The sequence below is a fragment of the Sphingobacterium puteale genome, assembly GCF_003627955.1.
In the GTDB taxonomy this organism is placed as follows: domain Bacteria; phylum Bacteroidota; class Bacteroidia; order Sphingobacteriales; family Sphingobacteriaceae; genus Sphingobacterium; species Sphingobacterium puteale.
Genome location: NZ_RBWS01000001.1, coordinates 58,523 through 83,368, shown reverse-complemented (window position 1 = coordinate 83,368; position 24,846 = coordinate 58,523). Strand labels below are relative to the sequence as shown.

Annotated in this window: 23 protein-coding genes; 12 read left to right on the top strand and 11 right to left on the bottom strand. The window is 37.4% G+C overall.

Going from position 1 to position 24,846, the window contains the following annotated elements; genetic code table 11:
* Positions 1–38: 38 nt before the first annotated feature.
* Genes D7322_RS00370 through D7322_RS00355 form a run of 4 tightly spaced genes read left to right on the top strand, consistent with a single transcriptional unit; the run spans position 39 to position 5,082 of the window.
* A complete protein-coding gene (locus D7322_RS00370; RefSeq protein ID WP_121120511.1) occupies positions 39–653 on the top strand; it encodes an RNA polymerase sigma-70 factor in 615 nt (204 codons plus the stop codon).
* A 2-nt stretch (positions 654–655) separates the two neighbouring features.
* Positions 656–1,669: a FecR domain-containing protein gene (locus tag D7322_RS00365; RefSeq protein WP_121120510.1), complete on the top strand. Its 1,014-nt coding sequence runs from the start codon at positions 656–658 to the stop codon at positions 1,667–1,669.
* A gap of 18 nt (positions 1,670–1,687) precedes the next feature.
* Complete coding sequence (locus D7322_RS00360; protein ID WP_121120509.1) at positions 1,688–4,258, top strand: TonB-dependent receptor; 2,571 nt, start codon at positions 1,688–1,690, stop codon at positions 4,256–4,258.
* Positions 4,259–4,263: 5 nt separating this feature from the next.
* The gene (locus tag D7322_RS00355; protein WP_121120508.1) at positions 4,264–5,082 is read left to right on the top strand and encodes a DUF4249 family protein; all 819 of its coding nucleotides are present in this window, start codon (positions 4,264–4,266) and stop codon (positions 5,080–5,082) included.
* A gap of 215 nt (positions 5,083–5,297) precedes the next feature.
* Here the strand turns inward: D7322_RS00355 and D7322_RS00350 are convergent, their stop codons facing one another.
* Positions 5,298–5,789, bottom strand: a complete 492-nt coding sequence (locus D7322_RS00350; RefSeq protein ID WP_121120507.1) for a SixA phosphatase family protein — start codon at positions 5,787–5,789, stop codon at positions 5,298–5,300.
* A 131-nt stretch (positions 5,790–5,920) separates the two neighbouring features.
* On the opposite strand from D7322_RS00350, the gene D7322_RS00345 reads away from it, so the two are divergent.
* The 4 genes from D7322_RS00345 (at position 5,921) to D7322_RS00330 (ending at position 9,726) form a co-directional block, all read left to right on the top strand.
* Positions 5,921–6,910, top strand: coding sequence for a glycosyl transferase (locus D7322_RS00345; protein WP_121120506.1), 990 nt, complete (start codon positions 5,921–5,923; stop codon positions 6,908–6,910).
* Positions 6,910–7,311 (top strand): sugar 3,4-ketoisomerase, encoded by a 402-nt coding sequence (locus D7322_RS00340; protein WP_121120505.1) that lies wholly within the window; start codon positions 6,910–6,912, stop codon positions 7,309–7,311. Before D7322_RS00345 ends, D7322_RS00340 begins: the two co-directional genes overlap by 1 nt.
* Positions 7,277–8,362, top strand: a complete 1,086-nt coding sequence (locus tag D7322_RS00335) for a DegT/DnrJ/EryC1/StrS family aminotransferase (protein ID WP_121120504.1) — start codon at positions 7,277–7,279, stop codon at positions 8,360–8,362. The genes D7322_RS00340 and D7322_RS00335 overlap by 35 nt, the downstream gene beginning before the upstream one ends.
* Before the next feature lie 506 nt (positions 8,363–8,868).
* A complete protein-coding gene (locus D7322_RS00330; protein WP_183078570.1) occupies positions 8,869–9,726 on the top strand; it encodes a glycosyltransferase family 2 protein in 858 nt (285 codons plus the stop codon).
* Here the strand turns inward: D7322_RS00330 and D7322_RS00325 are convergent, their stop codons facing one another.
* Together D7322_RS00325 and D7322_RS00320 are read right to left on the bottom strand one after the other, a co-directional pair.
* Positions 9,727–10,731: a glycosyltransferase family 2 protein gene (locus D7322_RS00325; RefSeq protein WP_121120502.1), complete on the bottom strand. Its 1,005-nt coding sequence runs from the start codon at positions 10,729–10,731 to the stop codon at positions 9,727–9,729.
* Between the two features lie 11 nt (positions 10,732–10,742).
* Entirely contained in the window at positions 10,743–11,921 is a 1,179-nt protein-coding gene (locus tag D7322_RS00320; RefSeq protein ID WP_183078569.1) for a glycosyltransferase family 4 protein, read from the bottom strand.
* Positions 11,922–12,066: 145 nt separating this feature from the next.
* Here D7322_RS00320 and D7322_RS00315 point away from each other — a divergent pair, with 145 nt between their 5' ends.
* Positions 12,067–12,888, top strand: a complete 822-nt coding sequence (locus tag D7322_RS00315; RefSeq protein WP_121120500.1) for a glycosyltransferase family 2 protein — start codon at positions 12,067–12,069, stop codon at positions 12,886–12,888.
* Positions 12,889–12,941: 53 nt separating this feature from the next.
* Here the strand turns inward: D7322_RS00315 and D7322_RS00310 are convergent, their stop codons facing one another.
* Positions 12,942–13,970: a hypothetical protein gene (locus D7322_RS00310; protein ID WP_121120499.1), complete on the bottom strand. Its 1,029-nt coding sequence runs from the start codon at positions 13,968–13,970 to the stop codon at positions 12,942–12,944.
* 142 nt (positions 13,971–14,112) lie between these two features.
* Here D7322_RS00310 and D7322_RS00305 point away from each other — a divergent pair, with 142 nt between their 5' ends.
* Entirely contained in the window at positions 14,113–15,111 is a 999-nt protein-coding gene (locus D7322_RS00305; protein ID WP_121120498.1) for a hypothetical protein, read from the top strand.
* Positions 15,112–15,120: 9 nt separating this feature from the next.
* Here the strand turns inward: D7322_RS00305 and D7322_RS00300 are convergent, their stop codons facing one another.
* Positions 15,121–16,149, bottom strand: a complete 1,029-nt coding sequence (locus tag D7322_RS00300) for a CgeB family protein (protein WP_121120497.1) — start codon at positions 16,147–16,149, stop codon at positions 15,121–15,123.
* Entirely contained in the window at positions 16,146–16,901 is a 756-nt protein-coding gene (locus D7322_RS00295; RefSeq protein WP_220700000.1) for a glycosyltransferase family 2 protein, read from the bottom strand. Before D7322_RS00295 ends, D7322_RS00300 begins: the two co-directional genes overlap by 4 nt.
* A 350-nt stretch (positions 16,902–17,251) precedes the next feature.
* Here D7322_RS00295 and D7322_RS00290 point away from each other — a divergent pair, with 350 nt between their 5' ends.
* Complete coding sequence (locus D7322_RS00290) at positions 17,252–17,917, top strand: glycosyltransferase family 32 protein (protein ID WP_121120495.1); 666 nt, start codon at positions 17,252–17,254, stop codon at positions 17,915–17,917.
* Positions 17,918–17,951: 34 nt separating this feature from the next.
* Positions 17,952–18,914, top strand: coding sequence for a glycosyl transferase family 90 (locus D7322_RS00285; protein WP_121120494.1), 963 nt, complete (start codon positions 17,952–17,954; stop codon positions 18,912–18,914).
* Here the strand turns inward: D7322_RS00285 and D7322_RS00280 are convergent.
* The 5 genes from D7322_RS00280 to D7322_RS00260 all read right to left on the bottom strand — a co-directional run bounded on the left by D7322_RS00280 (position 18,909) and on the right by D7322_RS00260 (position 24,844).
* A complete protein-coding gene (locus D7322_RS00280) occupies positions 18,909–20,018 on the bottom strand; it encodes a glycosyltransferase family 4 protein (protein ID WP_121120493.1) in 1,110 nt (369 codons plus the stop codon). The two genes, D7322_RS00285 and D7322_RS00280, sit on opposite strands and share 6 nt — an antisense overlap.
* Entirely contained in the window at positions 20,015–21,040 is a 1,026-nt protein-coding gene (locus D7322_RS00275; RefSeq protein WP_121120492.1) for a glycosyltransferase family 9 protein, read from the bottom strand. The genes D7322_RS00280 and D7322_RS00275 overlap by 4 nt, the downstream gene beginning before the upstream one ends.
* A gap of 4 nt (positions 21,041–21,044) precedes the next feature.
* On the bottom strand, positions 21,045–21,650 hold the full coding sequence (locus tag D7322_RS00270) for a DUF4254 domain-containing protein (protein ID WP_121120491.1): 606 nt from the start codon (positions 21,648–21,650) through the stop codon (positions 21,045–21,047).
* A gap of 104 nt (positions 21,651–21,754) precedes the next feature.
* Positions 21,755–23,236, bottom strand: a complete 1,482-nt coding sequence (locus tag D7322_RS00265) for an NADH-quinone oxidoreductase subunit N (RefSeq protein WP_121120490.1) — start codon at positions 23,234–23,236, stop codon at positions 21,755–21,757.
* 6 nt (positions 23,237–23,242) lie between these two features.
* Positions 23,243–24,844, bottom strand: coding sequence for a complex I subunit 4 family protein (locus D7322_RS00260; protein WP_121120489.1), 1,602 nt, complete (start codon positions 24,842–24,844; stop codon positions 23,243–23,245).
* Positions 24,845–24,846: the final 2 nt, after the last annotated feature.

Below are 24,846 nucleotides of genomic sequence, written 5' to 3'. Positions count from 1 at the left end.
CTTTTACATACGATTATTATTAGCTTTACCAAAGTCCTATGTCAAACGACGTTGAGCTGCTCAAAAAGATAGTTCATAAAGATAGAGATGCTTTTGAAACTATTTATAAAGCCTACTTCTGTAAATTATATACATTGTCTTTTCGGTACCTGAAAGATGAAGCGATCGCCGAGGAACTGACAAATGATGTATTTATGATGTTATGGGAAAATGCGGGCAAGCTGGTTATTAATCAATCCCTCGGAGCTTATCTATCGCGCAGTGTCATCAACCTTTCACTTACTCACCTTAAAAAGAACCAGCGCCTGAAGGATCGAAATAAGAATTATTTAAAAGATTTGAATCCAGCAGACGATGCGGACCAAACTGATCACGCGACTTTATATGAATCCAAATTGTTAATGATCGAAAGTATATTAGAAGAGTTGCCTCCACAATGTCGGAAAATTGTTCTCATGAGTAAATACGATAAGATGAAACAGCAAGAAATTGCGGATCAATTGGGAATCTCCATTAAAACCGTTAAAAATCATTTGACCATTGCCTATGATAAAATTCGGGTTGCATTGGCAAAGCGAGAAGTATATGTACTGTTCCTAATTGGCTTTTTATTTTTTTCATTAGGACTTTTTGTTCAGTTTGTTATCATATAAATATGGAAGAAAACAATACGTCAAGATTTATTCCCTATGACTTGATCCAGAAAGATCTGGATGGGGTTATTTCCGCTGAGGAAAGGCTGTTGCTTGAACGTTGGCTTTCTGAGGATGTGGAAAATCCGAAACTATATAATGAAGTCAGAACACTATCCGATGACCTTATTGTGCTGGAACATTATAAAAATGTAGATACCAATAGCCAGTGGGATAGATTTAAACAACGGTTGGATCGGGCACCGGCAACTGATGAAGCAACGCTGCCTACACCTATGAAAGCAATCTGGAAACCCTGGATGAAACTTGTTGCTGCGGCAGTATTGCTGATGATTGGACTTGCATGCTACCTGAACTTTGACCGCTGGATGGGATATGAAGTCCAATTATATGGATCGGTAGAACAGGAGCCTATATTACTGCCCGACAGCTCTGTGCTAGTATTACATGCGGGCGCAGAGGCGTCGTTTAATAAACGCACATTTAACCAGCAACGTATTGTTGCATTAAAAAAGGGGAAGGCATTTTTTGATGTAAAGCATGGGCGCACTACTTCTTTCGTGGTCGAACTGGCACATAATTATGTGCGTGATATCGGTACATCTTTTGAAGTTAACTTACTCGCTGAGGATGTAGAGGTGCTAGTGAAAGAAGGGACCGTAGCATTGAGTGGCAGTAAGGGGCCTTCGGCAAAAGAACTGATTCTACAAAAGAATGAAAAGGGATTCTTTAAAAAAGAGACCGCTTCCTTATCAAAGGCTACTCCTGATAATTTGGAGAATGAGCATAAAGTAGCCCAGAAACTCAGTTACACCAATGAACGCTTAGATAATATTTGTTTTGATCTTACAAAACGTTTTCAATCCAACATCATTGTGGTTGGAGATAATTTAAAAGCCCGTAAGTTGAGCATGTATTTCGATGGCCAATCATTGAATGAAATTGTGCAAATTCTTTCCAAGACATTAAATGTGAAATGGAAAGCAAGTAAAAAGGGGTACAGTATCTACGAGTAGAGGCTGAGGAGTATTGCTATGAAGGGTATTGTTCTGCCTCGTTTTCTCTTTTTTTTCGGACTGCTTATTTCTACTTGTCTAAAGTCATTTAGCCAAAGCAATCTCTCGGGTTTGCAAGTTTCTATCGATACAAAAAATAAAGAGATTATTCAGATTTTGACGGAAATCCATAAAAATTATGGGGTGTCTATGTCTTATGATGAGCAGATCTTTAACAGAAATATTATTTATGGTAGGAACTTCAATAAAACTAGCCTGGAAGATGTTCTTGACTATTTGCTGAAGGATTCGAAAATTGGTTATACAGTAATCAATCGGGCATTGATTTTTTATCCTGAGGATAAAACTTTCACAATAAAAGGACGAGTTGTTGACAGTTTGAGCGGTGAGAGTTTGATTGGTGCCAGTTTGGTAATTGCTGAAAAAAATAGAACCGGTTTTAGTAACAACTATGGTTTCTATTCATTGACGCTTCCAAAAAATAACTACGATTGTGTGGTGAGTTACCTTGGTTATCGCACAAAATATATCCACTTTACACCTGAAATGGAGAATAGTTTTCTCCTCATTAAGCTTTCGCCAGTCGATATGAGCCTTAAAGAGGTTGTTGTTGATACTGATTCGATTGTTGCTGATAGAGAACAACAGCGCTTGAATGAGAAAATAAACTGGGCCCGCTTCCGAAATAATTCTTTCTACAAGGGCGAAGCAGATATTATAAAGGTTCTACAGATGCAAAATGGCATTAATGGACTAACGGAAGGAGGAAGTAATCTTTTTGTACGTGGTAGTGGAAAGGATCAGAACCTTATTCTGCTTGATGAAGCTGTGGTTTACAATCCCTCACATTTATTTGGCCTGACTTCTGTATTCAATTCGGATATTTTAAAACATACGCAGATTTATAAGGATGGAATACCTGCTAATTATGGCGGTAGGCTAGCGTCCATTATGGAAATGAACACAAGGGACGGCGATAATGGGGCGACGCATTTTTTTGGTGGAACAAGCCTTTTGGTTGCACGTTTAGGGGCAGAGGGACCATTTATCAAAAGAGGTAAAGGATCTTTTTTGGTTACAGCGCGCTCAAGCATTTCAAATCTATTAAATACGGAGTATCGGTTATTTAATGTCAAGGGAACCTATAGTGATTATAATGTGAAATTGAACTATGCTCTCACAGAACGAAATAAGATCTATCTTTCAGGGTATATAGGACAGGACGAGGTGGTGGCTCTAAATAAAAATACAAATCGTTGGGGTAATTGGACTTCAACGTTGCGGTGGAATTATGTGCATAGTCCACGTTTATTTATGAATGTCTCAGCGATTCTTAGTAATTATCGTAATAAGCTGGATGTCAGTAAACCAGAATCTTCTGATAACAGAACTTGGCTGACGCAAATCAGGGATAAAAGCTTAAAAGCAGATTTTACTTATTTTATGGGATTAGAGCGTACACTGGATTTTGGAGCTCAGGCTACCTTTCATCGCTTTAAACCAGGTGAGATTGCTCCAGTAGATGTCAATAATGAGGATAATATTTTTAGGGCACAAGCCTATGAATATATCGGATATGCCTCTTTTAACTGGAAAATAGATTCCACCTTTCGCGTGGTGTTAGGTACCCGTGTAAATGCGTTTGCCAGCACTTCTTTTGGACGGTACTACTTACTGAATAATAATCAGTATAAAATGTTGGCTGAAGAGGCCGATAAAAGGAAAACATATTATGGGCTGGAACCTCGTATCACAATGATGTATAGATTTGGTTCAGGATATAGTGCGAGATTTTCCTATAATAGACTGTATCAATACCTCCAACTGCTACAAAATGACGAGTTGGCATTTTCTTCGCTGGAAGCTTGGATACCTGCTGGCCAAAATATAAAACCGCAATCCGCAGATGCTTTTTCTTTTCGGTTACATAAATTGATTTTTAAAGGCTCCATCAGTGTGGAAGGATACTGGAAGAAAATGAAAAATCAAGTTGAGCTTATTGACCATGCGCAACTTATTTTGAACCCTTTTATTGAATCGCAGGTCAAGCAGGGAAATGGCCGGATGTACGGGGTGGAATTTTCACTGAATAAAAGAGTTGGAAACATTGATGGCACTTTTTTCTATAGTTGGTCTCGGTCTTTTCGTAAAATTATGGGAATTAATAAAGATCGGGAATATGTTGCAAACGCTGATATTCCACATGTCGCAAAATGCAATTTATCGTATGATCTGAGTAGTTTAATACATTTAAATGCATTTTATACTTTACAATCAGGCCGTCCTTTGACCTATCCTATGGGTTTTACGGAATATGAAGGGATTATCGTTCCAATTTATTCGAATAGAAATTCTCATCGGATGCCATTGTTCAGCCGTTTAGATATCAGTTGTTCAATAGACCTAGAAACAAAAAAACAAAGGGAAAGAGGCCGACGAAGTACACTGAACATCGGTTTATATAATGTGTTGGACCGACGCAATCCACTTTATTATAGCTTTTCTGAAGATGACAGCGGTAATCCTGTTGTTCAGCAGACTTCCTTTTCTGGAATTGTTCCGGCTATAAATTATGCAATTAGATTTTAAAAGCCATGAAAATAATCATTTTGTTTCTTCTATGTTATGTGCTCCTATCATGTGAAAAATCTGTGGTTGAGAGGGAGCAATCTTATGATATGATCGTCGAAGGAGGCATTAATACGCTCTATCGAGAACAATATATACAGCTTAAGCGGCTAAATATATCTTCAGCTGGAACTATTACCCAGGGAATAGATGCTGCTGTTGTGACAGTAAGAAATGGACCTAATAACATTATATTTGAAGATCTAGGCGATGGTTTATACAAGGGGGAATTATTTGATCTGAAAGATACAGTCGATAATCTGTTCCAATTGAGAATTGAATCAAATGGCAGGATATACGAGGCACAAGACCAGCTTGTATCTATTATTCCAATAGAGAAATCTTTTATTCCTGCCGAGAAATCCGATGCTCATCCAAATTTTCGAGTCAAGGTCTCCACCTATTTGTTTGGCATGCGAAATTCTAATAAATGGCTGATCCTGCCCAAAAAAGAACTTTCGGATGAAAGTATTACGGTGTTTAAAGCGCCTTTCAGCTACAGTTTTAAGTCCGGAGCACCAAATGTATTAAATACCTTACTCGCTTCATCCTATAGTTATGAAATGAGCAAAAAAGATAGCTTAGTGATAGCAAAATTTGCTATTTCTCCCCGATATGCTAAGTTTCTTTACAATTTATTTCAAGAGACAAAATGGAAAGGATTGTTATCCGCCGTTCCGGCAAATGTACAGGGAAATATTTCGGGCAACGCGCTGGGCTATTTCTATGTGATGGATGGTGTAGAGAAAACGGTTTCAATGAAAAATATCAGGAATAGTAAATAAACGTTGTAGCTGATAAAAAGCGAACTAAAAGCCTTATGCAAGTCGAAATTGCATAAGGCTTTTTCAGTTAGTCAAATTGCTAGAATTATATTTTTAATTTTTTTTGAAAAATTGACCGGATTGACTAGGACTTTTTTATCCATGAGTAGTCACTATTACAAAGTTGGACTGTTCAGGAGATTTGTTCCAGGACCTATCGTTCTTTAATCTATATTTTAATCAACAATCTGTACGAGATCGGCGCAATTGCCACTAAGCATTTGAAAGGTAAAGCCGGCATCGATCTTAATCTCTGCAAATGATGAGGTGCGGAGATAAGCTGACTTTCTGGTTAGGTATTCCACCAAGTCCGTCAATGTCGGATTGTGCCCAAAAAGTAGAACATGATCTATATGATCTGGGATGGTGTTGATGACCGAAAGTAAGTGCTTATAGGTACATTCATAAATAGACTCCTCCAGTTGGATATCAAAAGATGGAGTGCCCATGACATCCAAAAAGACCCGGGCAGTTTGTACGGCTCTATTAGCCGGAGAACTGATTATAATGCTGTTATCGTTGAGTGTGAGTCTGGCTGCAAGCTTCTCTGCAACCTGTTTTGCGTGTTGTATCCCTTCAGCTGTCAATGCACGATCAAAGTCATTGACTCCGGGAATGGTTTCAGCTTTGGCGTGTCGGATGATATAAAGTTTTTTAGTGTTGTCCATGATTAAAATTTTTGATTCTTATAGTATTAACGCTTTTGTTCTCCATTTCATTGTGTTTGCGGAAGGAGACAACAGGTCTTGAATATGAATACAAATAATAATAAACGAAGTTTTGAGAAAGTATATAATATATGTATAATTATTGCACCTTATTTAATTCACTGTATCTTTCAAGAGGGCTTGCGATGTACCGGTCACTTGAAAAATGGGCTAGGAGCTTCCATCTTTATATTTTTGCATTTGATGATGCATGTTATGAGACACTAACAAAATTGCAACTTCCCAAAGCAACAATTATCCCCTTGTCGGATTTTGAGGATGAACAACTATTGGCTGTAAAACCTACTCGTACAACAGGTGAATATTGTTGGACATGTACGCCTTCGATTATTTTGTATAGCATCCGTAATTATGGTCTGTCAAATTGTACCTATTTAGACGCCGATTTGTTCTTCTATGCAGATCCTGAAGTGTTAATAGAGGAAGCTAAAGGTGCCTCGGTGATTATAACTCCACATCGGTATAGTCCGATGTATGAAGACAGTGAATCCGGAGGTACTTATTGCGTTCAGTTTGTTTACTTTAAAAATTCAGATGAAGGGCTTGCTGTACTGGAATGGTGGCGTGCCGCTTGTATAGAATGGTGCTACAATCGCAGGGAACCTGGGAGGTTTGGTGATCAAAAATACCTGGACGTATGGACATCTATGTTTACCGGAGTTCATGTGTTGGAACATTTAGGTGGCGGTGTCGCTCCCTGGAATGTGCAACAATATGATTTTACTCACAGAATCGGTCAAGTTTGGGGTAAAGAACTTGTTCGTCAGCACGTGTTTCCAGTGATATTCTATCACTTTCATGCATTGAAATATGCAGAAAAGGATTCATTTACACTATCTGACTATTATACATTAAATGATAATGACATCGAATTTCTCTACAAGCCGTATATCAGGGTATTAACAAGTGCTGGCAGGGAGATCAAAGCATTATCGCGTCATGTTGTTGCGCATGAAACGCATGAAATTCCACGTATTAGAAAATCATTACGACGGATGTATCATCTATATATACATGGGAAATTTAGACAATTCTATCATCAATCCTATTTCTTAAGATAATGGCTTACCAGATAGACCTTAAAACATTCACCGATGATCGGGGACATCTCACGGTGATCGAAAAAGTTATTCCCTTTGATGTAAAACGGATATTTTACATTTATGGTGTGGATGGATCTACGCGTGGGGGGCACCGGCATCATGAGACTATTCAAGCTGCAATTTGCTTGAAAGGAAGCTGTGCTATTTATAACCAGGACGGAAATAATGAACGCATTTTTGAATTGAATTCACCAGATCAATGCCTCATATTGGAACCCAAAGATTGGCATCAGATGTTTGACTTTTCAGCGGATGCGATTCTTATGGTACTTGCCTCTGCGTATTTTGATTCAACAGACTATATTTACGAACCCTATTTTATACATGATCGCTTACGAGAGCTTACAGCAAGTCAATAAGGAATTTATGGATGAATATACCGCCGCTTTCCAAGAAGTACTGCATGGAGGCTGGTATATTTTGGGAAAACAGGTCGCAAAATTTGAGCAATCATTTGCGAGCTATTGTGGTGTACCGCATTGCATCGGAGTTGCTTCTGGACTAGATGCGTTGGTTTTGTCGTTACGTTATTTTGGTTTTAATCCAGGTGATGAAGTGATTGTTCCCGCGAATACCTACATTGCGTCTATACTTGCTGTAATGCAGGCTGGTCTAAAGCCAGTTCTTGTAGAACCTGATATAAATACGTATAATATTGATTCCAAAAAAATTGAATCGGCTATTACAGCACGTACAAGAGCTATCCTTGTTGTTCATCTCTACGGAAAGATATGTGACATGGATCCAATCCTTCAACTGGCAGGGCAATATGGTTTAAAGGTTATTGAGGATTGTGCGCAAGCTCATGGAGCTAGTTATAAAGGCAAAAAAGCGGGTTCATTTGGTGATTTTGGCGCATTTAGCTTTTATCCGACAAAGAATTTGGGTGCATTGGGAGATGCCGGTGCCATAACCTGTAAGGATGAGGGGCTTAATAAGTCGATTCGTACACTACGAAATTATGGTTCTTCGGCGAAATATGTATTTAATGAAGTGGGCTATAACTCCCGGCTCGATGAGCTACAAGCAGCTTTCTTATCTATCAAACTGAAACGTTTGGACAAGATTACCACACATAAACAGAAGTTAGCCGCAATTTACCTACGTGAGTTAAAGTCTGATTTTATACTTCCGACTGTACAAACCGGACAGGAGGATGTTTTCCATATTTTTGCGGTACGTCATCCTGAACGGGATAGATTGAAACAATATCTAATAGAGAATGGTATCGGAACAGAAATCCACTATCCTATCGCCCCACATCAACAAAAGGCAATGCAAGGAATTTTGTCAGAGGAAAGGTATCCTATTTCGGAGGAAATCCATCGGACGATACTGAGCCTCCCAATTTCGTATGGACATACCGAAGCGGATATTACTCGGGTTGTGGAAGTAATGAATAGGTTCTGATAAGTTTATTAATTTAGCGATGTAAACGAGATAAAAAAGATCAGATTACTTTGGTCTTTTTTATTTTAGTGGGAATTGCTAACCTTCGAAAGGTTAGAACCTAATAAAACTCGGAAGAATTAACCCTGAAGTGTCTGCTGTTGGTTCATTGATCTATTTTTAGTAATACTACAACTTTATCTGGAATATTATTTAACCAAGTTTTCCGCCAGCTAAAATCGCTATTTGCAATCATATGATGTTACACAATGATATAAGTTGTAGGTCACGAAAGCTATTAGAACCTATATTATGATAAAAAAGCATCTAAATCTTGATTTACACTAGGTAATATCGCTGGAGAATATAATTAACAGAGATAATGAAAGAGTTTTTCTGCCTGTTGAGACTATAAAGAGTGTGGCTTTTGTGCTTATATTTATTGTAATAAATAGATATTCTTTATTTTTGTTATAAATCTAATTGCAAAGGTTGCAGTATACAGCAGAAAAAGAAGAATAACGAGTTTGGATAAGAAATATAAGAATATTAAATTTTCAGTAATTACAATTAATTATAATAATCGAAAAGGGCTGGATTCGACTGTTCAAAGTGTTATAAATCAAACATACAGGGATTTTGAATTTATTGTTATCGACGGGGATAGCGATGATGGTTCTCAGGAGACGCTTGCAGCATATCATGATCGAATAGATAGGATTGTTTCTGAACCCGATGAAGGGGTTTATGATGCCATGAATAAAGGTATTATGCTGGCTACAGGTGACTATTTGATATTTATGAATAGTGGTGATACTTTTTATGATGATGGTACACTTGCTATTTATGACGAGTGGGTTGATGGTAAGGGAGACGTTTACTATGGCAATACGTTGGGTTTGTATAATTCAGGAGAGAGCTTGAATGTGATTCAGCCTGCACAATTGACCTTGTCATTTTGGTTGTTTAGTTCCTTAAATCATCAATCTACGGCTATTAAGAGAACTTTATTTTCTCAATATGGCTTTTATGATCTTCGTTTTAAAATTACTTCAGATTGGCAATTTTTTATGAATTTATTTTTTCAGCATCAGTGTTCATTTATCTATATTGATGAATTTTTAGCCAAATACGATTTACATGGAATTTCCTCTGATAGTTCACACGCTGTGGGTCATACTCGTGAAAGGGAAAATTTTATTGAAAATTCCTATCCCCATTTTTGGCATGAATATATTGCTTTAAAAAAAATTAGATACCCAGAGAATAAATCCCGACGATTAATCCATTTTGAACATTTGCAACAGTCTAGAATTTCTTATCGTCTATTAAAATCTTTTATGGATATACTGTTACTGTTCAGTCCTTTAAAAAAGGAAAAATGACTATTTAAATAAATTTTTAATAGAATTTTTTAAGGCTCTTCGGAATTGTTTTGCTGTGAAGTACTGCCAGCCAAAAAATGGAGCGTTAAAGAAATAGAAAATTGTCATTTTTCCACCGTTGTTCATAATTACTTCATACCATCGTTGGAAAATAAACCGTTTGGCATGGGCTGACGATGAGTGAGGAGTCGCATAGATTCGATCGAGCAGGTCAGCATGGAGTTTCTTATATGCGGCGATATTGACTTCGTCCCAATTGAGGGGATGAGTGATCATTTTTTGGTAGCTAATGTCAGCAGGCAGGCGGAGACTGCGTAGAATATTTTCTTTTATTGGTAAGACTTGATTTTCGAGTTCCTGTGCATATTTCTTTGATATTCCCGAAGTATGGTCACGATAAAAAAGTAGGACTTTGTCGAGGTTGCCGACAGGGTATTTTGTTGAAATTCTCAAAAATAAATCATAATCCTCAGCAAGGGGAGTGCGATATCCATTAAATTCTCTAAATACTTCAGTTCTCATCATGATCGAAGAATGAGTGAAATTGTTTCCCAAAAGTAGACGATACCGGAGCAAGCTAGGATCTGTTTCAACCATAAATTGTTGCCCCGTCGGTATTCCGTAGTGGTCTATGACGTGTGCATGACCACCTATTAGGGCATACTCTGGGTGGGCTTCAAATTCGTTTAATAAGCATTCGATCCGATCTGGAACGGCAATATCATCGCTGTCCATAACAGCAATAAATGCTCCATTAGCCTCTGTTAATGCTCTGTTTCTGGTGATAACAACACCTTGATTACATACATTTTGTAGTAACTTAATTCTGCTATCTTTAAATTTTTTAATTTCATCCAAAGTATTGTCTGTCGAACAGTCTTCGATGATCAGAAGTTCAAAGTTAGGATATGTCTGTTGCAAAATGCTTTGTATTGCCGATGCGATGTGTTTCTCTGCATTATATGCGGCCATTAAGACAGTTACCAAAGGGTGTTGTGAACTCATGATAAAAGAAATTATTGGGCACTGGGAATATCCGCTAATAGCAGATTTCTGTAGTTCTTTTTAAATAATTCATAATTAAAGTTATTTTTTACAATCTCAATCACATTCTGAGAAATAGTAGGTAACAATTCCCTATGGTTTGCAATAAACAGCAACTTACCGATAAAGTCCTCAACGAGACGATCCTCATCTGTATAGTTCTCTATAATAAATCCAGTATTGGTTGACTCATTGATCTGACCTGCAACTTCTCCGACATTAGTTATTATGGGGATATTACCTAAAGCCATCCCTTCTAATAAAACCATCGGGAAACCCTCGAAACTCGATGTTAACATCACAAAATGACTCTTGGCATACTCAATATTCAATAACGATTTATCTGTTATTCTGGGGATGAATTGTATATTCTTGGTCGATTGATGCTGATAATTTTCAAAATCGCCAATCATTGCAAATTTATAAGGAAGATTTAACTTCTCACTTCTACGCGCTATCTCTAGAAATACAGGCACGCGTTTTTCAGGAGCATTTCTTGCAACGAATAATATACGTAGATCATTATTAAAGTCTTTATCTGACGGAATTGACGGTATTTCTACCTGATTTGTAATTATTTTTATTCTCTCTGCAAACTTCCTGTCGATATTATTCTGGAGGTAATAAGATGTTAACTGGTTCAAATGTTTGGATCCCAGAACGACCCTATTGTCCAATAAAGGAACTAAAGGCAAGGATATTTGTTCAAATGAATGGTCACCAATAAAATAATGGATTAGATCGATCTTTTTGACGTTCGGGGATAAGAAAGGTAAAAGATAGTAAAAAAGATGGCTATTACATCCAAATACGACCGCATTTGGTGTGTTGTTTATTTTGGATGCAATTTTTTTTGCTATATGTTTTTTGAAGCTTGTTTTCTTGGACCAACGAAATAATTCAATAAGCATAGCATGCTTTGTAAACTCATTCTTAAAATCGTTGCTGGTAGACTGTTCGGTAATAAAACAAACTGGATTTTGGTCTTTTATAGAATCTAAAATATCTAAATGCACGCGTTCTGCTCCTCCTATGTGATAAACGGGGAAGAAGCAATAAACTGAAGTCTTTGATTTATTTAAGTTTTTTATAATAGATGGATACTTCAAGATAGAGGTAATTGTCTGAAACCATTTTTTGATTTTTTGCATAAAGTATAATAGAGCCTGTTTGCGGGGCAAATTACAAAAAAAAAAGATAAATAGGCAGATAAGGTGATTCAAAATTGGGTACATTGTGAAGTAATTGGCGTAAAAAAATATTAACTTTGCGATCGGTAATAACTTAATAATCCCAATGTTTCAAAAAGATTTAGTGAGTATCGTTATACCTGCATATAACGCAGAAAAAACAGTAATAGAGACTTTAGAATCCGTCGTCAATCAAACATATAAAAATATAGAAGTGATTGTTGTAGATGACGGCTCCTCTGATAATACGTTCAATGTTATTAAGGAATTTGCTAAAGCTTATGGCAATATGAAGGTGCTTTCAAAAAATAATGAGGGGTTGCCTGCAACAAGAAATTACGGATTTCAATATGTAACTGGTGAATACCTTGTTTTTCTTGATGCCGATGATTTATTAGACGCGAGCTATGTCAGCTCTTGTGTAGAACAGTATCACAATAATAGCCAGTTGGATATCGTATACACCCAAACTCAACTCTTTGAGCGGGAGACGGGCCTTATGGAATCTTGGGATTATTCTAAGGAGTCTATATTATGGACAAATTGTTTTACGGCAACTGCTATGATGAAAAGTGAGAATCTTAAAGCCATTGGCCTATATGATACAAATCTAAAATTTGCTGAAGACTGGGAGATGTGGATCCGAATGACGGCACATTTTGATAACGTCTATAAAATTAACAAGCCCTTGTTTTATTATCGGAAACGACATACGAAAGATTCAATGACGGATGAAAATCGGAAACGAAATATTTCAGATGAGTCTTGGTTGTATATTTATAATAAGCATTATTCTTTATACAAGAAGAATAATTATGGAATAGAGAGGCTGTTTGATAGAGTACATTCTGAAGATAGAATAAGGAAGAAGTACTATAATGTCTGGTATAGAAAGCTGTTTTATTATTTTAAAGGACGAAAGAAGTAAGGGGAATGCTTTGATGTTATGTTTTATTGATAACTGAGGAGTAGACTCTTGTGTTACACGGTTTTTGGTAGTGTAATTGGGTAAAAGTTGCCTAGTTTTAAAACGAACTTTATCCAGTTGTCTAATGCGTATTTTTCTTTAACTTCTTTTGGTAGTGGTCGATAAGGACTACGATAAAAGGCTAAACATTCTTGAGCAGATTGATTGTTCCATATTAGGATATTATTGGGGTCATAGAATTCATAATTTGCAACATCTTTATTGGTCGTAATTAGTTTTTTATCATAACCGATAGATTCAAAAATTCTAAATGATAGACCAGATTGACTTTGTATTTGAACATCTATTAATAAGGAAGAGCTCAAAACATGGTTTAAATTTTCTTGATAGGTCGTCATGAAAGAGCTTGTTTCGAAGCCTAATTCATTAGCTTCTTTTATTTCCCTTTTATTCTTTGAATAAATAATAAAATTGAGTGGAATTGATATGGACTCTAATGTTCTTTTGATCTCAGTCAAAGGCTTAATCTTATCTTTTTGGTACGAATTAATACTAAAAGCTCCAGTATTGCCTACTGAATTCAAACGTGAAACAATACGAGAAAGATAGAAATTAGTGCAGCCAACAATATTTATATTGGATTTAAGATCTAGTGGATCGAATACAAAAAAGTCGTTGAAATAAGGTATATAATCCATTACGTCGGGATAGCGATTCATGCCATCCCAGTGGTAACCAACTATTTTGCTGAATTTGCTTTTGACGCTTTTAAAGAAATCCAAAGGAAACAAATCTGGACGAATGAATAATGCATAATTAATATTTTGATGTTTTTCGAGTTCTTCGATTAAATTTGCAGTTATTACCTTTGATCGCACTTTTGATTTGTATTTTTTATCGTTTAAAAAAGTTTTATGAAATAGATTATTGATCCTAGTTGAAATATTTGGGTATTTAAAATTGTTATTTATTCTCGAAAGATCTATCACATGATATCCTTGGATGGTAAGCTCATTTTTGATTGCATCTGAAAAACCAAAATCTTCGGGAGCACCGAAGACTATTTTTACTCGCTCTTGCATTTCTTTTTTTGATAACAATAAATATAGATAAATGCGACAGTGATACCGACAAGCACTATCTATATCAGACAAATCTATGAATTTATTTTATTATAACTAATTCAAAGGGTATTTTTGAACCCAATCAAGTTAAAAGAATGCGATGAGTGATCGAAAAAAAAGTATTATTCTTGGAATGCCAAGAACGTTTAGTATTTATAAAGTTCTGATAAATCGGCTAGAAGAGCTTGGATTTGACGTGATTGATATTAGCTACGATGATGATTATTTTAAATATCGAAATATCTGGGATAGGCTTTCGAATTTATATCACAAAACGATTTTGAAGGATAAAGGATACAAGAACAGATTAAAGTTTAAAGCATTAGGCTCTGAGGTTGTAAGACGTTTGCAATCAATAGAAAATAAAGCAGATTATTGTATGCTGATCCGAGCTGACATTTATCCTCAAGAGATTATTGAGCAAATCAAATTGAAGGCAAATAAAATGATCGCTTATCAATGGGATGGTGTTGAAAGATACCCAGCGATAAAGAGATTGGTAGATTTGTTCGATCGCTTTTATGTATTTGATAGTAAAGATGCTAGTCAAGAAGATAAAAGGTTCGTCTCAACGACTAATTTTTATTTTGGGCATTTGAATAGAAGTGACATAAAACCCAAATCATCTTCTTTCTTTTTTCTAGGAACCTTTATGAAAATTAGATGGCCACAAATCAAAGGGGCAATCCAATTTATTGTTCAAAATAAAGGTATCCCTAATTTCTACTTGTATTCAGGGGATAGAAATTTGAGCGGAGAGTATATTTTAGATGGTATTACTTTTATTAATAAACCGATGACATATCAGGAAAATATCAATTTGGCTCTGAAAAGTGAGATATTCGTTGATTTTTTAGTGGATGTTCATAGTGGCTTGTCTTTTCGAGTTTTTGAAGCAATTGGTTATGGTAGAAAATTAATTACCAATAATAGGGAGGTAATGAACTATGACTTCTATCATCCACATAATATTTATGTCCTGAATAATGAAGAGCGTACTTTAAATGAATTTCTCAACGTACCTTATAGCCCTATTAATCCCGAGATATTGAGCAAGTATAATTTTGACAACTGGATTTATCGAATTTTAGAAAATTGATCTAGCATATTAATTGGAGATATTCAACGGAGGACATACAATTTTTGGATAATCATGTGTTGAAGAAATTCCAAAAACATGATTCACCCAATGATTAAGTGAGTATTTTTGATATAGACTTTTGGGTATCTTTTGATATGAAATATTGAAGAAATGATCTTCGATATTGGAAAGATCGTAGTTGATGATTAAAAAATTCTGTGAATTATAAAAATCATATGTTTGTATGGAAACATTATCTGTAATAATCTTTTTCTCAAAAGCCATTGCTTCAAAAATGCGGAAGCTTAAGCCTTCTTGTCCATCGCGCATTAAGTCAATGATAACTTTAGACTTTTTATATTCCTCCAGAACAATTTTTCCATCCAACGGCTTATCTTTAAATTCAATCAATTTATAACCAGAGGGTTTGAGTATAAAATTACGTAATTTTTCTTTCCACACCTGTTTCCCCACGACGATAATTTTGCTTTTTATTTTCATTGTAGCGAGGCGAGATGCTAATTTACGAAGCAATTTAATACGTCGTTTGTCGTAGGATGTTATATAAAATAAGTCGTTTTCAATCGTATCGCATTGAAGGGGTTGATCAGAAAGATAGTTATAATTTGTAATTTTCTCAAAGCCATATTTTTTTACGTCTTTGTCTTCAAAAGAATATATCTTATCAAACAGATCCAATTTGTCTTCTACAGGAAAACGTTCTAGATTGTCATATAGGTAGGAAATTAAGTGCGGGGTGTATGATTTGATTTTCTTAATCGTTTTGTAATCCAGCGTGTGGGGATTCAATACAAGTATTTTATCCTGCGGCCCTAATTTTGCCAATGTTTCAAGTACATACTGCTGACGTTTGACATGCTTAATGTTTCTGTTGAGAAAAATTTTGCTGATCGCATTGAAAGCCCGTTCACCGAAACTTTTGTACCGATAAGATCCCATATTAATATGAGAGGCATCAATACCCTTTTCTTGTAACTTCTTTACAATATGGTGGTCGTAATTCCAGTAATCAAAGCTTATAATACAAATCTTCATTTTTTTTCTTCTCTTTTCAACGACATAAATGTTTCATGTACGCTGAGACTCTGTAAGTAGCAAAGTTGATATCCTCGTCGCCCATCAAGAATTCCTAATTTCAAAAAGTATGCCTTAAAAAATTTAAAAGATACTTTGGCCAGGTGACTCAATAGCGAATATCGCTTGTTCTTAGCATAGAGCTCCTTGCCTTTAAGCTCTCCATAATGAACCATTTTTTCTTTATAAGACGCATAATCAGCAAAAGAATAATGCCATATTTTATTTTTTAAACTACCGATCGTCCCATTGACAATTAATGTCTCGTGGACCTTCTTTTTAGTGTCATAGGTCGCCTTACTCTTTTTGAACAGACGGAAATTTTTGTCGTTTTGTGTTCCTGAAAAGTTTATCCGTTCACCACAAAAGAAAAAGAGACGATACATGTAATACGCATCCTTTGCTTGCGGATCATTTACCGTTGACAATATTTCAGTTTGACTGGCCGCAGATAAACGTTCATCAGCGTCCAAAAATAAAATCCAGTCATTATTCGCATAAGTCAGTGCTAAATTCCGCTGCTTGGTGAAGTCCTCAAATTTATTTTGATAAATCTTTACTTTTGGGTGCAATCGAGCTCGTTCCAATGTCTGATCTGTGCTGAATGAATCCAGAAGAATAATCTCATCTGCAAACTCCATACTCTGAAGAACCTCGTCTATATTGTCTTCCTCGTTGTATGTAATAATTAAAGCGCTTATTTTTTGACTCAATGTTATGATATAATTGAAAATTGGACCATATATATTATAACGTAGTAGATCATTATATCGTTACAATATTTTAAAAAAATGACATTAGATTTTCTGAACTAAGACATCTACTTTTTAAGGTTTTTATATTTTGTGACAAATATATTACATATTTTCTGTAATAAGATATAAAAAATAGTTTGTTGTATATCTTACAATTTTTATTAAATAAAACAGAATTTTAGCTTACTAAATATATGAAAAAAGAGTGTTTTTAAGGATATATCTTTATTTTTGCAGTTGGACGATTTCAAGATGCTTTTTGTCGTTCCGTTGCTATTTATTTCCATTATTTTAACTTTTTAATTCAGGTGGCGATTCCAAAGGTTATATATCAAACTTTTAAAACAAATAAGATCCCTTTATTAACCAAATTTTATATTTGGCGGTTCCTGAAACGGAATAAGGGCTATCGGCGAGAGTTCTTTGACGATACGCAAATTGATCATCTTATTAGAGAACATTTTGATCAGCGTACTTATGACGCCTTCGCCCGTTTGCAAATTGGTGCCGCCAAAGCAGATTTTTTTAGATATGCCGTTTTATACGTTCACGGGGGGATTTATTTGGATCTGGACAGTGATATTATCGGTCGCTTGGATGATGTTATTAAACCGGATGATAGGGCGATAATAGCACATGAGAACAACAGAAGTCTCTACGCACAATGGGCCTTGATCTATGATAAAGGCCATCCCTTTTTAAAAAAAACCATTGAATTGATCGTTAGAAATATCGAGGAGGACCGGTATCTCCATGATGTGCATCAGATGACGGGACCCACAGTTTATACTGAAGCAATTAATATGGTATTGGAAGAAGACCCCAAGGTGTCATTTCGTCGAATAATAGATGATTATCGGGGATTGTTGAAATTCAAATATAAATTAAGCAAGATTTTAATTTATGGGGATCGGTCATTGCATTGGAAGAAAATGCAACTGAAGACCCCTGTTATCAAACCCAAAGACAAATAGTGGAGACTTTGCTCGATATATTCTTATTTATGCCATGAATTTAAATTATAAGAAGCTTTTTTTTAAGAATAAAAATGTAAAATTCTTCTATTATCTGGAAGTGTTGTGCAGAGGGGTAATACCAAAGACTTTTCTTAGGAGAAAGGCGCGGAAAATATTGACAACGGATTGGGGAAATCGATCCGAATGGTTGGACTTTCGCGTCAACTATTATAATAAATTGACACCAGGGCGAACGTTGTCAAACGATGCCATACGCATTAAGGATTACCGCATTCCGAAAAGAATCAGAGTTTACTATTTTGATAGTAAACAGTATCTGAATTATTTTAACCAAGAACTGAAATTTCAGATTTTGCCGGGCGACATCATCAATATTCCATCAAATCCGGCCCTTGTAAAAAGTAGACCTATTGTTGGAGATAATGCGAATGCCGTGCTGCTAAATCTAGATAAGAGCCGACATTTTAATTTTATTGAAGATCATATCCCACTTTGCGAAAAGAAAGACATCCTGGTGGGGAGAAGCATGTTCGCTCAAAAACATCGCCACATATTTTTTGAAAAATATCATGACCATCCATTATGTGATCTAAAAAAGGCATTTAAAACTTCGGACCCCGATTATCTTTCCATCACAGAGCATCTTTCCTATAAATTTATATTGGCTTTGGAAGGGAACGATGTAGCGACAAATTTGAAATGGATTATGTCCTCTAATTCCATCGCTGTAATGCCAATGCCGAAATATGAAACTTGGTTTATGGAAGGTACACTGATACCTGATCATCACTTTATTTGTATTAAAGAAGACTATTCAGATTTAGAGGCCAAGCTTTTTTATTTTATTGAGCATGTGGATAAAGCCGAAGCAATCGTAAAAAATGCGCATGAGTATGTGAGGCTTTTTATGGATCAACACGAGGAAGATGCCATCTCACTCCGGGTATTGAAAAAATATTTTATTTCGACGGGTCAGGACCCTTTACATTTATAGGGCCGAATAAATCGCAGACATCCGCTGTGCGACACGGTCATCATTGAATTTTTGTACAAACTCTAAACCTTTTTTGCTCATTTCCTTACGCTTGCCCGTATCTTGAAGTAGCGATTTAATCGCATCATGTATCTGGGATATGTCCATAGGATCTACATAACAGGATGAAGGTCCACCTGCCTCCGGAAATACGCCCATTTTACTTGTAATAACCGGTGTTCCCGAATAGAGTGCCTCTATAATGGGAATGCCAAAGCCTTCATAAATAGATGGATAGATAAATATGGTCGCTGCGGCATATAAAATTGCCAATTCTTCCATTTCAAGACCCTGGAAGAAATATACCTTGTTTTCCATCTTATTCTGCTCGATATATTCGATGACTTCTTGGTGGTACCGTGTCGGTTTACCAACAACAACCAACGGAATAGCGAGGTCCTTGATCGCTTTTACTACTGGTAAGATATTTTTTCGGGCTTCAATTGTCCCCACATTAAGCAAGAATTCTTGTGGTAAACCAAGCTTTTCTTTGATTGTCCTTTTCTGTTCTTCGGATTTGACCGTTTTAAAGGATTCATGGCATCCTTGATAGACAACGTCAATTTTATTTTCAGGTATGTGAAATAAATCAATGATGTCATTTTTTGTACACTCGCTTATGGCAATGATACGGTCGGCAGCTGTGCAGGCGTGTCTGAATTTCTTTTTGTAAATCCAGCGATCGATGGGATGATAGAGCTCCGGATGCCGCATGAAAATTAGATCATGGATTGTAACGATAGACTTAATAGCTGCTTTGGCAAGACCTGAAGGAATTTCTCCTGATAACCCATGAAAGATGTCTATGTTGTCTTTCTTAAGATCATGAACAATACGTCTGCGTCGCCACAGATTGGGCCATCTTGTATTAATAAATCCTTCTGGCAGGCGGGTTGTCTTTTCGAGGTTTGGATCTTTAATATCGTAATTCCCAGTTTTTGTAGTGTACTTGATGTATTCGTTTTCCGGGACATATTTTTCCAGGATACGAACGAGATCACGGCTGTAATTGCCCAGACCGGTTTTGTTCAAAAAAAAGCGCTTTGCATCAAATCCTATCCTCATCTTATCGCTGTTATTTTTTCGATCACCATTTCTGGTGTAATTAAATCAATTGCTTCTGTGCCATCACAATCGCAAGGTTTATTGCCATAGACGGAACTTGGTCGGTTGGGGTGCTCCACTTGAACACAGTCCTCAGCTTGCTGCCCATAACCCGTAAATCCTGCGTATGGATGTGTTGCTCCCCACAGCGATAAGCATCTTACCCCCATCAGAGAAGCCATGTGCAAACCCGAGGAATCCATGCTGATCATCAGATCCAGATTTGATATGATATCCAGCTCTTCTCTCAACGTAAATTTTCCAATGGTATTGTAAGTGTTCGGAAAACTTTCGGTCCAGTTTTGCGTGATTTGAAACTCTTCCTGACCACCTCCGAAGAGCAATACATCATATCCATGATGTGTCAGATGCTCTATGATCTGCCCCATCTTTGCCAGTGAAAAAATTTTATATCGGTGTTGCGCAAAAGCTGCGATACCAATTTTTTTTCGTTCGAAATTGCCAAACATACTAAATGCCGCTTTGGGGACATCTTGCAGATCAGAATTCAATTTGTGACTTAGTTCAAAGTGGAAACCTAAAGCGCGGAATACATCCGCATAGCGCTCCACGGTTAACTTTAGCTGTCGCTTAATCTTATCTTCTCTGCGTGTCAGCGCCTTCTTTTCAGGGCGTCCTTTGTCCAGTTGTTTGACATTCAGGCCTGTAAGTGAAAATAAAACATCGAGCACACGCGAGCGTAAATTGAAGTGCAGATCTGCTACAGCATCCGCACCATACTGTGCCAGTTCTTTTTTTAGCCTTACTAGGCCCCCAAAGCCTTTATGGACTGTCTTTGGTTCAAAGGGATGGAACTTAACATTCTTTATGCCGTCAAAAAATGGGGCAAAAAACTGACGGCTCACCATGATAATCTCTACAGCTGGGTGCCGCTGACAAAATTCTTTCAATACAGAAGCTACCATGGCGACATCGCCCATGGCCGAAAATCGGGTTACTATGATTCGCTGCGGCAGGGGCATGTCCTTATTTTCCGGATGTATAAAGTACAGGGTTCAGCTCGGGGTCGTTATACATTTTCATCTGTTTATAAACTTTCATGTATTTTTCGCCCGACTCAATAGCTGTCAATAATTCGTCGATACTTTGTGAAAGATCCTTACGTTGCTCCAATAAGATATTCAATTTGTCCTGACAGGCAGAAATATGCGTTTCTGTGGCATCTGAACGGAGCGTTTCCTGCTCCATATGATAGATTTTTAAAGCGAGGATGGACAATCTATCGATAGCCCATGCCGGACTTTCTGTGTTGATCTTTGCTGAAGGCAATGCGTCGATGCCCTGGTATTTCTGTAAAAAGTAGCTATCTATATATTCTACCGTATCCGTGCGGTATTGGTTAGACTCATCGATGCGTCGTTTCCAATATAATCCGTCCTTGGGATCAATGGCAGGATTACGTACAACATCTTCCATGTGCCATTGTACGGTGTCAATCCAGCACTTTAAGTACAGGAGATGTTCTAGGGATTGTTTGTCATACGGATTCTGGATTGGATGATCAATCTGATCGTATACGTGGTAATCCTGGATAGCACGTTGAAAAATGGGATTTGCTATTGCACTAATCATGGTACAAATATAAAATATATTATGGAGTTATCCTTAACTTCAAGCCCTGTATAAACACAGTAAAATCTGGGGTAGATCACACCATTGAAGAAAGGAAATATTTTTTAAAAAATAGAAAGCAATACGTCAGGGAATAGTCCAAGCAAGATCACCAAAAGGGTACACAACAAGCCAATACCGAGAAGCAAAGGGTTGGATTTGTGTACATACTGATCTAGACCATCTTTTAAGAATGCGTTCAATGGAATCTTAAAGTAATAAAATAGAGAAATCACCGAGGTTAGGGCGCCCACGATTAATAAAGCAAGCAAACCAAAGGATTGAAAGTTTTGATATTGTTCAAATACCTTTGAAAATATCAGTAGCTTACCGACAAATCCAGCGGTTGGAGGCAAACCGATCAAGGCGATTAGGACTAAAGAAAAAGCGGTGAACAATACGGGAGATTGCTTACCCAATCCTTTGTAAGAATCAATTGAAGTATTGCCCAAGCTGACTTCCAAACTATCAATAAAAATAAAGACAGCGATATTCATCAGGGTATAAATTGATAAATAGAATAGTAAAATATTTGACTCATTATTTTGATAGACCAATACAGCCATCAGCAATATACCCGTATGACCGATAGCAGAATAGGCCATCATCCGCTTGGCATCCTGTTGGCGTAAGGCTGCCAGATTACCGATCAGCATGGTTGCGATGGCAATAATGATGATCGCGTAAGCCAAAAAATCGCTGAAATAAAAGGATACAGCAAGCCAGGCCGCGAGTAGCTTGGACAGAAGTACGACAACAGCAATTTTAGGTACCGTCGCCAGGTAAGTGGTGATCACTGTCGGGGCACCCTGGTAAACATCGGGGCTCCAAACGTGAAAAGGAAAGAAACTCAGTTTAAAGCCAATACCGGTCAGCAGAAACAGGAGGGCAATACTGATCATGAGTTTCGGCGCTTCCACCAAACCCGCGATATGACTTGGCGCATCAAAATTTAAGTTTCCCGTGAAACCGTATAGCAAGGATACGCCATAGAGCATAACGGCTGCACAGGTCGACCCAAAGAGTACATATTTCATCGCTGCTTCGGACTGTGCTTTATTGGAAGAAAAATAACCGACCATAATGTAAGAACTGATTGATACGGTTTCTACTGCGATGAAAATCATTAGCCAATTGCTCGACATGGTCAAAAGATTCAGTCCTAAGGTCGCCGTCAGGAGTACGGCGTACAAATCTCCTAAAGGGCGGTCGTGCTGATGACGCTGTTGAATAAAGATGGCAATCAGCAATGTCGACAGCAAGATGATCATTCGTGCGGATGTTGCAAATGTATCAATGTGGATCATGTCGAAGAATCCAACCATATCCACGTGACTGAGCCCCTGTCCAAATAGGTAGCAGCCACTCAGCAGTAATCCAGCTATTGTAATCGTGAAAGATGCCTTGTCCCAATATTTATCAACGAAAAGACTGGCGATAATAGTACCTATAAAAGTAATGATCAACGTTAATTCCGGTTTGAAATAGGGAATACTAACAATAATTTGATCAATAAATGAACTGATATATGGACTGAATGCGAGCATGCTGGATTAAATAAATTGTTGGATAAAGCTGACCAGATTCAATACACTTGCATTGAGGTTGCTGAATGCCAAGGATGGCATAATACCCAATAAAAGAGCAAGAGCCAAGGTCGGAAATAGAATCAGTTGTTCACGGCTGTTTACGTCAGTTAGTTCATTGACCCACGATTCACCACCTTTCAGCCTGATCTCTCCAAAAAACATCCGTTGCAGTGTCCATAGCAGATAAGCCGCACTCAAGAGAATACCGATAGAACCTGCTAAGGCCATCCAACGGGGGAGCCCTGTACCTACACTAGCTGCGTTGAAGGAACCGATGATAACAAATGCCTCACCGATAAATGCGGAGAATCCGGGTAGTCCCAATGAGGCAAAGAAAGCAACAGCAATATAGCCAGTATACTTGGGCATAAGCTGAGCTAAACCTCGGAAACTATAAATGTTGCGATCATGTACACGGTCATAAACCACACCGACAAGAAAGAAAAGTGCCGCCGATAGAAAACCATGGGAAATCATTTGGAACATCGCCCCAGAAATCCCTTCAGCTGTCAATGAGGCTATACCAAGCAATACAAAGCCCATATGGGATACCGATGAATAGGCGATCATCCGCTTTAAATCTTTTTGAGCTAAGGCATTTAATGCCCCGTAGATAATGGAGATGACGCCGATCAGTCCTAGCCACCAATTGGATAGCGCGGCCATGTCGGGGAAGATACTATAGCAAATACGGATAATGCCATAGCCGCCTATTTTCAATAAGATACCTGCTAAGATAATGGATACCGGTGTCGGCGCTTCGACGTGTGCGTCAGGTAACCAGGTGTGCAACGGTACGATGGGCACTTTGATCGCAAAAGCGAAAAAGAGTACCACAAAGCCAACTAATCTGGCGGAAATACCCAATATTTCCTGATAGCCATCCCAGGCAAATATGGAATCCCCTAAATAATTCTGTGGATTCATCATGTAGATCATATTGAAGGTATGTGCCCCAGTTTCGGGATTGACAACCGAAAAATATAAACCGACAATGATCAATAGCATAAATACCGAACCAAAGAGCGTATAGAGAAAGAATTTTATGGCCGCATATTCACGACGCGCGCCGCCCCATATACCGATTAGGAAATAGAGCGGTAAAAGCATGACTTCATAGAACAAATAAAATAAAAAGAAGTCCAATGCGCAGAATATACCCATTACAGCCATATTGAGTACCATAAGTAGGGCGAAATAACCTTTGGGGCTCTTTTGTATGTTCCAGGAGGCACCGATTGCCATCAGCATGACAAAAGCGCTGAGCAGTAATAATGGCATGGAAATACCGTCTATCCCGATCAGGTAATCGATCTCTAATTTTCCGATAGAACCCAAGTCCAGGCGAATCCAGGGAAGTTGTTCGACAAATTGGTATCCCGCCAGATCTTGTACGCCGGTTTTGTTGGCATCAAAATGTGCATAGCATATACCAGCAAGTACAAATTGCACAGCCGTGAATGCCAAGGCAATATATTTGTAACTCGATTTGTATCGTGTCGGTAGGGCGAGGATAAACGCCGTCGCCAGAAGCGGTAAAAATATCAGTAAGGATAAAATAGGCATTT